Source organism: Enterococcus sp. 9E7_DIV0242, from assembly GCF_002140975.2.
Classification (GTDB): domain Bacteria; phylum Bacillota; class Bacilli; order Lactobacillales; family Enterococcaceae; genus Enterococcus_L; species Enterococcus_L clewellii.
Genome location: NZ_CP147247.1, coordinates 480,425 through 493,259, shown reverse-complemented (window position 1 = coordinate 493,259; position 12,835 = coordinate 480,425). Strand labels below are relative to the sequence as shown.

Here is a 12,835-nt window from a genome sequence, read left to right as displayed (position 1 = left end):
GGTGAGTAAAATAATTGATTCATTCAGTTTGAAAACAAAAATTATAGCCAACCAAGGATCTTTAGAAGAATTGAAAAACCTTAAAGGGAAAAAAGCCTTTATTGTTTCTGACAAGGTAATGGCGGAATTAGGTTTTTTGAGTCAAGTGATCGACTATTTGCGTAAGGGACAGATTGGAACGGAAAGCTTCACTGGCATTCGTCCTGATCCAGATACAAAAGTGATTGCAGAAGGACTCAAAGCCTTTCAAAAAGCTGATCCGGATATCCTGATAGCCATAGGCGGCGGCTCTGCTATTGATGCAGCCAAAGGAATCCTCATTTCGGCAACTCAATTTCTTGATTCAGAGAAAAAGCGCCCTTATTTTGTTGCTATTCCATCTACAAGCGGCACGGGCTCTGAAGTAACGAATTTTTCTGTAATTACTGTGGGCGCCGACAAAGTATGTCTTGTGGATGAATACATTGCACCTGATTTAGCGATTCTTGATGCGACATGTATTGAGAACATCCCTAATAGAGTAGTAGTTGACACAGGAATCGATGTTCTTGTTCATGCGACAGAAGCCTATGTATCCTCTAATGCAACAGATTTTACTGATGCATTGGCTGAGAAAACGATTCAACTGGTGTTTGAATATTTACCCATGCTTCATAAGAATGTAAAAAATTCTTACGCTAGAGATCGCGTTCATAATGCCTCCAGTATGGCGGGTATTGCATTTACAAATGCGGGCTTAGGGATTACTCATAGCTTATCGCATGCTGTGGGCGGAAAGTTTCATATTGCTCATGGTCGTTGTAATGCACTATTACTTGAAGCAGTAATTGAGTACAACGCAGAGCTTCAAGGTGCAGCAGATACATTGGCTGCTGAAAAGTATGCGAAGCTCGCAAAAATACTCAATCTTCCAGCTAGAACAACCAGAGAAGGTGTCGTGAGCTATATAGATGCAATCAAAGGATTGAAGAAAGAACTGGGGATTGAAAGTGGGTTTAGGGAGTTACTTACTGATCAGAATGTATATGAAGAAAGTTTGACCTACATGACTGAAGCAGCAGCTATAGATCGTTGCACACCAACGAATCCACGGATACCTTCTATTAGCGATTTACGGGATATATATACAAAAGTCTATTAAATAGTAATGGAATGAGAGGGAAAGAAATGAATATTAAAGATATTTCAGAGAAATTCACAAATGTAGCAAAGGACATGTCACCAGAAGAAAAGGCTGCTATGCTGAAGTTGTTTCAAGGGATTTCCCAAGAACTGGAGAATCCAGGGGAAGGCCTAAATATTAATTGTGTGAGCAACTCTTCTGTAGCAGTAGAATCGTCAAACCCTGAAACGTATCCAGAAGGAATGACGCAACGACTAAAACGCCTAAAAGATAGCTATTTAACCGCTGTTCCAAGTATTACCACTCATCGTGCCAAAGCAGTGACACAAGTATCAAAAGAAAATCCCGGTCTGCCAACAATAATGTTAAGAGCAAAAGCATTTAGAAAAGCCTGTGAAACAGCACCTCTCTTAATTCAAGATGACGAATTGATTGTTGGTCATCCTTGTGGGGCACCAAGAGCAGGAGCCTTTTCACCAGATATCGCATGGCGTTGGACTAGAGACGAGATGGATACGATTCATGAACGTCCTCAAGATCCATTTTATATTTCAGATGAAGATAAACGGCTGATGAAGGAAGAATTTTTCCCTTATTGGGAAGGTCGTTCTCTAGATGAAATCTGTGAACAACAATATCGTGAAGCTGGATTATGGGAATTTTCAGGAGAAGCGTTTGTCAGTGATCTGTCTTATCATCAAATCAATGGTGGCGGTGATTCAAACCCTGGATACGATGTGATTCTAATGAAAAAAGGGATGAAGGATATTCAACAAGAAGCGAGAGACCATCTGGCTGAATTATCTATGGAAAATCCGGAAGATATTGATCGTATTTATTACTATAAATCTGTTCTTGATACAACAGAAGGTGTCATGGCTTATGCAAAACGCTTATCTGATTACGCGTATCAGTTAGCGCAAAAAGAAGCAAATCCTGTTCGCAAAAAAGAGCTTGAAAAAATTGGTGAAATCAATGCGAAAGTGCCTGCCAATGCGCCAACAACTTTTCATGAAGCGTTGCAATCTGTTTGGACTGTTGAATCCTTATTCATGGTTGAAGAAAATCAAACAGGGTTATCTGTTGGGCGTGTCGATCAATATATCTATCCTTTCTATGAAGCAGATAAAAAAGCAGGTCGCTTAACGGACTTTGATGCATTTGAAATTGCAGGTGCATTCTTGATTAAATGCTCTGAAATGATGTGGGTTTCAAGCGAAGGCGGGTCTAAGTTCTTTGCAGGGTATCAACCTTTTGTAAATATGTGTGTAGGTGGCGTGAAACGTGAAGGCGGCGATGCATGTAATGATCTGACCTATCTATTGATGGACGCTGTTCGTCATGTAGGTGTTTACCAACCATCTCTTGCTTGTCGTATCCATAATCAATCACCACAAAAATATTTAGAAAAAATTGTAGATGTAGTTCGTGCCGGACTTGGATTCCCTGCTTGTCATTTTGATGATTCCCATATCAAGATGATGCTAGCAAAAGGCTTCAGTATGGAAGATGCTCGCGACTACTGTTTGATGGGGTGTGTAGAGCCACAGAAATCAGGTCGTTTATATCAATGGACTTCAACCGGCTATACACAATGGCCAATTGCCATTGAATTCGTCCTAAACCGTGGTTGGATGTTATGGCATAACTCCAAGCAAGGATTGGATCTAGGTGAGTTAAGTAATTTCCAAACCTATGAGCAATTTGAAGAAGCTGTGAAAAAACAAATTCATTATATTACGCAATTATCAGCTGTTGGAACAGTTATCAGCCAACGGGTTCACCGTGACGTTGCACCGAAGCCATTGATGTCCTTAATGATGGAAGGCTGCATGGAAAACGGAAAAGATGTTACTGCTGGCGGGTGTGTACACAACTGGGGACCTGGCTTGATTTGGTCTGGATTGGGTACTTATGCAGATTCTATGGCAGCAATCAAAAAATTAGTATTTGATGAAGGGAAATATACGCTTGAGCAAATGCGTGATGGGTTGAAAGCAGACTTCAAAGGGAATGAAGAGTTGCATCGTGACTGCCTTGATGCACCAAAATATGGAAATGATGATGACTATGCAGATTTGATTGCTGCAGATATCGTGAATTGGACTGAAAAAATCCATTCACAATATAAAACACTATACTCTGTTTTCAGTCATGGTACACTTTCCATTTCTAATAATACACCGTTTGGAGAAATGCTTGGTGCGTCAGCAAATGGCCGCCGAGCGTGGGCACCGCTCTCAGATGGAATCAGTCCAACTCAAGGAGCAGACAAAAAGGGACCTACAGCAATCATCAAGTCCGTTTCTAAAATGGATGTAGCATCAATGAATATTGGTATGGTGCACAACTTCAAACTGTTACGAGGTATTTTGGAAACACCGGAAGGTCGCCAGGGATTGATTACTTTGTTACGTACAGCCTCAGTATTGGGCAACGGAGAAATGCAATTCAGCTATGTTGATAACGAAGTACTGAAAGAAGCTCAAAAAGATCCAGACAGCTACCGTGATTTGATTATTCGAGTAGCCGGCTACAGTGCTTACTTTACAGAACTATGTAAAGAAGTACAGGATGAAATCATCAGCCGTACGATGTTGGAGCATTTCTAACATAAAATGAGAAAAGAACATGGTGATGCACATGGAAAAAATGATTCACATTGAAAGAAAAGCACGAATATTCAATATTCAAAAATATTCGATTTATGATGGTCCGGGCATTCGTACCTTGTTCTTCTTCAAAGGCTGTCCGCTAAGGTGCCAGTGGTGTTCAAATCCGGAAAGCATTGAAAAAAAATATCAAGTGATGTTTCAAAAAAAGCTATGTATTGATTGTGGTGCGTGTGTAAAGGTTTGTCCGTTAAACGTTCATAAAATGGACCCTGAAGTGGGTCATTATATTGATCGAACGATCGATTGTGGCGGATGTAGAGCTTGTGAAAAAGTTTGTCCTAAAAAGGCTTTTACGATTTCCGGAGAGGATAAATTGATTTCTGAATTGCTTGAAGTCGCAATTGAAGATATCCCGTTTTATCAGACTTCTGGTGGTGGGGTGACCCTTGGTGGCGGAGAAGTAACAATGCAGCCAGAATTCGCGACAAATTTATTAATGGAATGTAAAAATGCTGGAATTCATACAGCCATCGAAACCTGCGGTCATGCACCAATCAAGTCGTTGTTGAAAATTGCTGAATTTTGCGATCTTTTCCTATTCGATTTGAAGCATATCGATTCTCAGATACATCAAAAGCTTACGGGTGTTCGAAATGAACGTATCTTGGAAAATATGGAAGAGCTGCTTCGTAAACGGTATAACGTAAAAGTTCGTATGCCTTTGATGAAGGGGTTGAATAATGACCCAGACACAATTCGACGAACGATTGAATTTTTGATGCCTTACAAAGAGAAGCGAAATTTTCAAGGAATCGATTTGCTTCCATACCATAAACTAGGCGTAAATAAATACGACCAGCTAGATCGAATCTACCCAATTACGCAGGATTTGAGCATGACGGAAGAAGACCTTGATGTGATTGAAGAACAAATTTCAGAGTATGATTTTCCGGTAAAAGTTATTCGACATTAGGAGGCGAAATGAATATGCAGCGAATCATCCAAGAATCAGTTCCGGGGAAACAAGTCACACTCGCGCACGTTTTAGCTTCTCCGATGTCAGATATCTGTGAGCGATTAGGCATAGAGGTTGGTGATGCAGTAGGTCTGATGACCTTTACCCCTTCAGAGACAGCAATCATTGCTGCGGATGTTGCGACAAAAGCATCCGCAGTGGATATTGGTTTTCTTGATCGTTTCACAGGCTCATTAGTTATCACGGGAGATGTAGCAAGTGTTGAAGCCGCTATTAGAGAGGTAAACAGTGTATTGAATGAAATGCTAAATTTCACCGTTGTTCCGGTTACCAAGACATGAGAAAACGAATCATGATTATTGGTGCGCAAGGTAGTGGGAAATCTTCGATTGCTAATTGGTTGAATGGAACAAAGCGACCGTTAAAAAAGAAGCAAGATGCAATCTACGGAGAGTGTACGATTGATGTGCCCGCGCAATATTTGGAAAACGTGTCAATGTATCGTTATATTTTGACGCTTGCTCAAACTGCCTGTTGTGTCCTCTTTTTGGAAGATGCTCAAGCTCAGGAAACATTCTATCCGCCAAATTTCGCAGCGTCGTTCAATTGTCCGGTAATCGGACTTGTCACTGGTGCTTCGAAATCAGAGGATTCTAGCACAGCAGCAGCCTTCCTACAGACTGCTGGAGTGAAAGAAATGATTGTCCTAGAATGTTTTTCTTCCAGAGCATCTGTAAAGCTTAGAGAAAGGTTGTTGGGATTTCTTACTTAGAAAGGAGTGTTGTCGATCATGTATTTTATCACAGAAACTGAGCTGCGGATGAATTACCGACGCGCTCATTTCACCGAATATAAAATGGAGCGAGGGACGCGTCTAACTCCAGAAGCCAGACAATTTCTTTTAGATCGGAATATTCCGATTTTTGATAGAAAAAAGATGAAGCCATTGCCAAAAAAAACAGAGAGCGAAAAGCCGAACTGCCGAAAACTATCTACTTACTTAAAACCGAAGCTTGAGAAATTATCGGCTTCTTTCCTCCTTATTATTAGCTTTCTGACAGATGAAGATATGTATACGGCTGAAAAGGTGATGATTCTAAGCAACACACTCAATAATTTATGCAACGAAGACGGTAAAATGTTAGAGCATTTATCTGACACAGCAAAAAAACCAGAACAGAAGCACACGATTTCTGCTTTCCATATTCAATCCTCTAGAGGGAAAGAAATTGCTCTTTTACATTTTCTTCTGGCAGATTTGAATCTATTCAGAGCTGAACTAATTGAAAAAAGTTATGAGGAAGAAGAAACGGAAAAAGCACAGCTCCTTCTTATTGAACAAAAGCTTCAACTGATGTGCACTGTTTTAGAAGAGCTGATTCATAAAGCGATAGGTGGGAAAGAATGACAAGACAGGAGAAACAAAGAATATTTGAGTATTGTGATACATTGATTGCTGAGTTTGAGCAAGTAATTGTACATCCTAAAAGGACAGATTCAGAGTGCTATTATACGGGTGTTGATTTAGGAACCTCTTGTATTGTTCTCTCTGTACTTGACGAAAATAAGAAACCTGTTGCCGGTGCCTATCGATTCGCGGATGTTGTAAAAGATGGAATGATCGTTGATTACTTGGGTGCTATCCGGATTGTTTCCGAGCTAAAGCAAGACCTGGAAGAGAAACTTCAAACAGAATTAATTAACTGTGCAGCCGCATTACCGCCAGGCACTATTTCATTGGATCATGGAGTCATACGTCATGTGGTAGAAGGGGCAGGCTTTGAAATCACTGCTTTATTGGATGAACCAACTGCCGCTAACGAAGTCCTGCATATCCGAAATGGAGCAATTGTAGATATAGGTGGTGGAACGACGGGGATCACAATAATAAAGGATGGTCAGGTCATTGAAGTAGCCGACGAACCTACAGGAGGTACGCATTTTTCTCTTGTTGTTTCCGGCGCATATAAGCTACCGTTTGAGGAAGCTGATGTTTTTAAAAGAAACAAAGACAATCATGCGGAACTGTTACCAGTACTTAAACCGGTAATCGAGAAGGTTTCAACAATTGTTACTCAAGCCATAGAGGGCCATGAGGTAGATGAAATTTATCTTGTTGGAGGTACGTGTTGCTTAACTGGTATCGAACAAATTATTGAAGCAAAAACTGGGATTTCAACGTATAAACCGGAAAATCCAATGTTTGTTACACCATTGGGCATCGCATTAAGCTGCAAACAGGAGCTACTCGTTTAAGAAAGTGGGGAAAGACAATGGATTTTAGAATCATTCAATCTCCTTCAGCGGGAGCACTAGACATCATTAGCAGAAGAATGGGTATGAGTAGCTCAGCAAGTAAAGAGCTGTTAACAGGCTGTGATGCCATTGGACTGATACAAGGAAAGCTGATCGATATGGTCTATGTAGCTGATCTTGCTGAAAAAGCTGCCGGAATTACTGCAGTGGATATTAGAGGAAGTTGTCCTCAAAATATGGTTTTGCTTGCTTTGCTAGGAGATACCGCATCCGTAGAAACTGCAATAAGCAATATCAAAATGAAAATGAAAAAAAACAGAGGCTGTGATTAGAATGTTGGCAGCAAAATTAGTGGATAATGTTTGGGCAACAAGAAAAATCGAATCATTGAATGGATTAAAATTTATGTTGGCTGAAGTAATCGATAAAGATGGTGAAGGTAAACGATTGATAGTTGTTGATTTGATTGGTGCCGGTATTGGCGATCGGGTCATTATTTGCCAAGGATCTTCTGCTGGTAGAATTTTTGATGAAAATACACTGCCAATCGATGCCGCTGTCATTGGTATCATCGATGAGGACTGTCACTTTTAACTGTAAGGATGTGATATTTTTTGAAAAAACTTATTTCCATAGCTGATATAGAACAGCTGTTGGTTGAAAAAGCAGAGACCTGTGTGTTGACACATGACACAATTGTCACGCCTGCGGCTATCGATTTTGCCGAAGAAAAGGGCATACGTTTTATCACGCAAGAACCAGACCCAATAAGCACTAAAACAATGACACCATTTGATTCAAATAAACTAGTGAATGACATGTTACAACTTTTGACTAATAAAGATATTCTATATGCTCTAATGGCTTCCTTGAAGGAAGAACCCTATGAATTTGAGCAGGATGACTCTGGAGTGAAAATTATTCATGGAAAAACGGTCAAAATGACACCACTTGAGGAAAATGATAAGCAGATATGTGGGCAGGTTCTATTCAAGAATGACAATGAAACAGTAGAAGCAGGCCTATTAACAATCAAGGGAACAGACTTTTCTATCAAAACCAAATCAGAAGAGTTGAATCTTGTTTTGGAAGGAAATCTTATTATAAGAATAAACGGAAAAGCCTACAAAGCTCAAGAAGGGGATCTTGTATCCATTCCAATTGGAACTCAGTTGGAACGTTCAGCAACAGAGCATACCAAAATTTTTTATATCCGTTCTTGATTCATAGATAGAAAAAATGGAGAAGAAAATCAAGATTATCAGCTTTAATAATTGAAAAGAGTAGAGATCAAAATCGAAGGAAAGGAGGATCACTTTGTGCAAGCAATTGGATTAATTGAAACTAGAGGTTTGATTCCAGCGATTGAGTCTGCAGATGTTATGTTGAAGACCTCGCAAGTCGAGCTGATTGAAAAGACAATTGTCGGTGGAGGATTGGTCACTGTGACCGTTTCAGGTGATGTTGGTGCTGTAAAGGCCGCTGTAGATGCTGGAGAAGCAGCAGTATTGGCTTTTGGGCAAGATCATTTGGTTTCCAGACATGTCATTGCACGACCGCATACGGAGATTGGCAATGTTCTATTTGCCGATAAACATACAGAGGAGTCTGCTGAGGTTATCCAAGATGTAACGGAAGATAGAGATCCAGAAGAAAGTGAGACTGACTTATCGGCTGTTGAAATAGTAGCACCGATTGAAACTGAAGTGCCAGTAGCTGCGGGTTCTGATGATTACTCTGATGAACAGTTATCAAAACTTACCATAAGCGAGTTGAGAAAGCTGGCAGAAGAAACAACGGAACTGAAACTACCTGCCAAGACAATTCAAAAAGCGAATCGAGCGACATTGATCAAGCGTTTGAAAGAAGTACGCAAAGAACAGACAGATAAAAAGCAGTAAGAAAAATCAGTAAGGAGCATCAAGAAAGGAGGAATTGGGCACTTGGAAAATTATGATTACGATTTAGAATCGATTCAAGAGGCTAGAACATTAGCTCGAAAAGGGAAGAAAGCACAACAAGAGCTTGCGCATTATACCGCTGAACAAATCGACCAGATTATTAAAAAGATGGTTTCAGTAGCTGAAGAAAATGCGGTAATTCTGGCAAAAATGGCAGTAGAAGAAACTGGTTTTGGAAAAGTGGAAGATAAGATTTTCAAAAACCATCATGCTTCTACAGAGCTTTATACCTTTATTAAAGATATGAAAACTGTTGGGGTGATCAAGGATGATCCTGAAAGTAAAATCATTGAAATTGCGGAGCCGATGGGCTTGCTGATGGGGATCATTCCGTCAACGAATCCTACATCAACGGTTATCTATAAGGCGATTATTTCGCTTAAATCAAGAAATGGTATTGTGATTTCTCCTCACCCATCCGCACTAAAAGCAACACTGAAAGCAGCTCAATTAATGAATGATGCTGCGGTTGCAGCGGGAGCACCGGAAAATATAGTAAGCTGTATATCCAAGCCATCAATGCAAGCGACAAATGAACTGATGCGCAGTGAAGAAATTGCGTTGATTATTGCAACAGGTGGAGCGGCAATGGTAAAAGCAGCCTACAGCGTTGGAAAACCCGCATTAGGTGTTGGTCCGGGAAATGTACCAAGTTATATTGAAAAGACGGCAGATGTGAAAAAAGCTGTTGCTGATATTATTGCTAGTAAGACATTTGACAATGGAACAATTTGCGCATCGGAACAGACTGTCATTGTAGAAGAAGCAATGGAATCACAGATTATTTCAGAGTTCCAACGCCAAGGCGGCTATTTCATGACAGAAGAAGAAACTGCTAAAGTAGCACAAAAGCTGTTTGTTAAAGGACATGCAATGAATGCAAGGTTGGTTGGTCGTTCGCCGCAAGTAATTGCTGAAGCGGCAGGAATATCTATTCCAGATGGAACAAAAGTATTATTGGGAAGACAAACTGGCGTAGGAGAAGGCTATCCGCTATCTTATGAAAAACTGACAACTGTTCTAGGTTTTTATACAGTCAAAAATTGGGAAGAAGCGTGCGAGATCAGTATTGCTCTTCTAAATAATGGGGGTGTAGGCCATAGCTTTGCTATCCATACCCAAGATAAAGAACTGTTGATGAAATTTGCTGAAAAACCTGTTTTCCGAATCCTTGTAAATACAGGTTCAACACAAGGGGGCGTGGGAGCTAGTACAGCTATTGCACCAGCATTCACACTGGGATGTGGTACCTGGGGCGGCAGTGCTACTTCAGACAATGTTACTCCGGAGCATTTGATCAATATTAAACGGATTGCTTGTGGGATCAAAGAGACAGAGAATCCCTATGCTACCAGTAGTTGTTCAACCAATCAAAAGACGGCAGGTAATCAAGGGTCCGATATGGAATCTCTTATCAAAGAGCTTGTTTCATTTTTCAAAGAAAGTGGTGAGTGATCAAGGTGAAAAATCAAAAAGATCTCTTGCAGCTATTTATTGATATATTACAGGTAGAAACAGCTTCAAAAGACAAGGGTATTCCCTTAGGTATATCCAATCGACATATTCACTTATCACAGAAGGATATCGATCAATTATTTGGCCAGGGGTATCAATTGACTGAGCTGAAGGAGCTATCACAGCCTGGTCAGTATGCTTGTAAAGAAACTGTGGTGATTTGCGGACCTAGAGGAGTTATTGAGAAAGTTCGTGTTCTAGGCCCAGCTCGTCCTGCCTCACAGGTAGAGGTAATGACTGGTGATTGTTTCAAGCTTGGCGTGAAGGCGCCAGTTAGGCAATCAGGCGATATCAGCGGTACTCCGGGAATTACGATCGTTGGAGCAGCCGGTAGTGTAGAAATAGAAGAGGGCGTTATTGTCGCCCAACGGCACATCCACATGTCACCACAAGATGCACAATTTTATAAGGTGACTGATGGAGAACGTGTCATGATTAAGCTGAACGGTGAACGTGGCGGTGTTTTTGACAACGTAGTGATTCGAGTCAGCAAAGAGTTTCGTCTAGAGTGCCATCTAGACGTTGAAGAAGCGAATGCTATGGGATTAAATTCTAAATCCAAAGTATATATTATTAAAAACAATCAGGAGGAACTATTATGAAATCAGAAGCATTAGGACTTATCGAAACAAAAGGATTAGTAGGATCAATCGAGGCAGCAGATGCAATGGTTAAGGCAGCAAACGTTGTATTAATTGGTAAAGAATTTGTAGGTGGAGGACTTGTAACGGTTATGGTTCGTGGTGATGTAGGTGCTGTGAAAGCAGCAACAGATGCTGGAGCTGCAGCTGCTCAAAGAATCGGTGAACTTGTATCTGTTCACGTTATTCCTCGTCCACATGGCGAAGTAGAAAATATTTTACCAACGCCTAAAGGATAATCAAATAGAATAAGAAGAATTTGAAAAACTCAAAAGGCTGGAACAAACAATATTCCAGCCTTTTAAGCTACTTGGAAAACACATGATTTCTCGTTATTTATTATTAGTAATTATTAATAGAAATGCGTTTGAAATTCAAATAATTATATAGTATGTTATATGTATGCGCAAACGTTTACAAATCGATGTTTTCTGAGTGTTTTTTCCGAAGCAGCAAGGAAGTCCTGCTTTCAAATTTTTTTAATGGAAAATACCGAAATTTTAGTATATTACTTTATAACTAATCAAGAATTACTTAAGGTGGTGCCACCTATGACTATGAAAGAAAATCCACTGCAAAAGCTGGTTGATAATCGATTATTCAGTCGTTACAGCAGTGTTGTTCCTATTTCCAGTATTTCTCTGATCCTTATTGATACACAAGGTCAAATTTTAATGGAATTCAATCCAATCCCTGATTTTTGCAAAATTGTTTGTCATAAATCTCCCAATAGAGTTTGTGACCATTGTTTGAAATGCCTGAAAAACGAAAAAGGGCATCGATATGTATGTGAATATGGATTAGAAAATGTCTATATGCCAGTAGTTATAGAAAAGGAGATTCTCGGCTATATTATTGGTATACAGGCTTTTTCCACTGAAACGGAATATAAAAAATATTTGTTTGATGTATCTAAGTTGAATAAGGAAACTGGGGTTTCTTCAGAAATGATTGCCAAAGCCTTAGCTGCTTTAGCAACAGTTGATGAAAAGGAAATTCGGATATATGAGCAAATTTGCGGCCATGTTGCCAATAGTATTGCTTTAGATGTTAAAGAAAAGGTATTGAATGAAAATCCAGATATAGAACGGTTATCGATTGAGAAGGAGCTACTGGAGAGGAAAATTGTCGATTTGGAAACAAAGAATAATTCTTTGGTCATTAATCCTCATTTTTTGTTCAATACATTGAATTCAATTGCTCGAACTGCTTATTTTGAACATTCTCATACAACTGAGGAGCTGATCTATTGCTTATCGGATCTTTTAAGGTACACATTAAAGCAGGAAAATCAGCTGCATACGATTGAAGCTGAGATTGATTATATTGAAAAATATTTGTATATCCAACAAGTAAGATTCAAGGATCGCTTGAAATATGAAATAACTATTCCTGATGAATTACGATTTGAACGAATATTGAATATGACCTTGCAGCCTGTTGTTGAGAACGCACTGATTCATGGAATTACGCCCAAAAGAGACGGTGGCACAATTCGAATCTATGCAGAGGTTATTGGTGAAGATATCCTAATCAACGTGGAAGATGATGGCAATGGTTTTCCGGTGGACGTGTTGCAATCAATTAGAGAACGTAAGGAAGATAAGATGAGCCTTGGTTTTAGAAGTACTGATAATCGATTGAAACAGCACTTTGGGGCTTCCTATGGATTAGATGTACGAAAATCGAACTATGGCGGCTGTATTGTTGCAATCAAAATACCGAAAAATAATTAAGGAGTGAAGAGA

At 39.8% G+C, this 12,835-nt stretch carries 15 protein-coding genes; all 15 read left to right on the top strand.

Annotated elements, in window-relative coordinates; all coding sequences use genetic code 11:
• Nucleotide 1 precedes the first annotated feature (1 nt).
• The 15 genes from A5888_RS02395 to A5888_RS02325 all read left to right on the top strand — a co-directional run bounded on the left by A5888_RS02395 (nucleotide 2) and on the right by A5888_RS02325 (nucleotide 12,823).
• On the top strand, nucleotides 2-1,141 hold the full coding sequence (locus tag A5888_RS02395) for a 1-propanol dehydrogenase PduQ (protein ID WP_212647155.1): 1,140 nt from the start codon (nucleotides 2-4) through the stop codon (nucleotides 1,139-1,141).
• A 26-nt stretch (nucleotides 1,142-1,167) separates the two neighbouring features.
• Nucleotides 1,168-3,735, top strand: coding sequence for a choline trimethylamine-lyase (cutC, locus tag A5888_RS02390; protein ID WP_086347663.1), 2,568 nt, complete (start codon nucleotides 1,168-1,170; stop codon nucleotides 3,733-3,735).
• Nucleotides 3,736-3,760: 25 nt separating this feature from the next.
• Nucleotides 3,761-4,711, top strand: a complete 951-nt coding sequence (cutD, locus tag A5888_RS02385; protein WP_249274431.1) for a choline TMA-lyase-activating enzyme — start codon at nucleotides 3,761-3,763, stop codon at nucleotides 4,709-4,711.
• Between the two features lie 14 nt (nucleotides 4,712-4,725).
• Entirely contained in the window at nucleotides 4,726-5,055 is a 330-nt protein-coding gene (locus A5888_RS02380) for a BMC domain-containing protein (RefSeq protein ID WP_422389731.1), read from the top strand.
• Nucleotides 5,052-5,486: a EutP/PduV family microcompartment system protein gene (locus A5888_RS02375; RefSeq protein ID WP_086347661.1), complete on the top strand. Its 435-nt coding sequence runs from the start codon at nucleotides 5,052-5,054 to the stop codon at nucleotides 5,484-5,486. The genes A5888_RS02380 and A5888_RS02375 overlap by 4 nt, the downstream gene beginning before the upstream one ends.
• Nucleotides 5,487-5,504: 18 nt before the next feature.
• Nucleotides 5,505-6,122: a hypothetical protein gene (locus tag A5888_RS02370; protein WP_086347660.1), complete on the top strand. Its 618-nt coding sequence runs from the start codon at nucleotides 5,505-5,507 to the stop codon at nucleotides 6,120-6,122.
• Nucleotides 6,119-6,970, top strand: a complete 852-nt coding sequence (gene eutJ / locus A5888_RS02365; RefSeq protein ID WP_086347659.1) for an ethanolamine utilization protein EutJ — start codon at nucleotides 6,119-6,121, stop codon at nucleotides 6,968-6,970. Before A5888_RS02370 ends, eutJ begins: the two co-directional genes overlap by 4 nt.
• Nucleotides 6,971-6,987: 17 nt before the next feature.
• Nucleotides 6,988-7,302 carry a BMC domain-containing protein gene (locus A5888_RS02360; protein ID WP_086347658.1) on the top strand — a complete coding sequence of 105 codons (315 nt, stop codon included), beginning with the start codon at nucleotides 6,988-6,990 and terminating at the stop codon, nucleotides 7,300-7,302.
• 1 nt (nucleotide 7,303) lies between these two features.
• Nucleotides 7,304-7,564, top strand: a complete 261-nt coding sequence (locus tag A5888_RS02355) for a EutN/CcmL family microcompartment protein (RefSeq protein WP_086347657.1) — start codon at nucleotides 7,304-7,306, stop codon at nucleotides 7,562-7,564.
• 20 nt (nucleotides 7,565-7,584) lie between these two features.
• The gene (locus A5888_RS02350; RefSeq protein WP_086347656.1) at nucleotides 7,585-8,193 is read left to right on the top strand and encodes a hypothetical protein; all 609 of its coding nucleotides are present in this window, start codon (nucleotides 7,585-7,587) and stop codon (nucleotides 8,191-8,193) included.
• 96 nt (nucleotides 8,194-8,289) lie between these two features.
• Nucleotides 8,290-8,871 (top strand): BMC domain-containing protein, encoded by a 582-nt coding sequence (locus A5888_RS02345; protein WP_086347655.1) that lies wholly within the window; start codon nucleotides 8,290-8,292, stop codon nucleotides 8,869-8,871.
• Between the two features lie 42 nt (nucleotides 8,872-8,913).
• Entirely contained in the window at nucleotides 8,914-10,386 is a 1,473-nt protein-coding gene (locus A5888_RS02340; protein ID WP_086347654.1) for an acetaldehyde dehydrogenase (acetylating), read from the top strand.
• A gap of 5 nt (nucleotides 10,387-10,391) precedes the next feature.
• On the top strand, nucleotides 10,392-11,048 hold the full coding sequence (locus A5888_RS02335; RefSeq protein WP_086348330.1) for a phosphate propanoyltransferase: 657 nt from the start codon (nucleotides 10,392-10,394) through the stop codon (nucleotides 11,046-11,048).
• Nucleotides 11,045-11,326 carry an ethanolamine utilization microcompartment protein EutM gene (eutM, locus tag A5888_RS02330; RefSeq protein WP_086347653.1) on the top strand — a complete coding sequence of 94 codons (282 nt, stop codon included), beginning with the start codon at nucleotides 11,045-11,047 and terminating at the stop codon, nucleotides 11,324-11,326. Before A5888_RS02335 ends, eutM begins: the two co-directional genes overlap by 4 nt.
• Nucleotides 11,327-11,638: 312 nt before the next feature.
• A complete protein-coding gene (locus tag A5888_RS02325) occupies nucleotides 11,639-12,823 on the top strand; it encodes a histidine kinase (protein ID WP_339101884.1) in 1,185 nt (394 codons plus the stop codon).
• The last annotated feature ends 12 nt before the right edge of the window (nucleotides 12,824-12,835 follow it).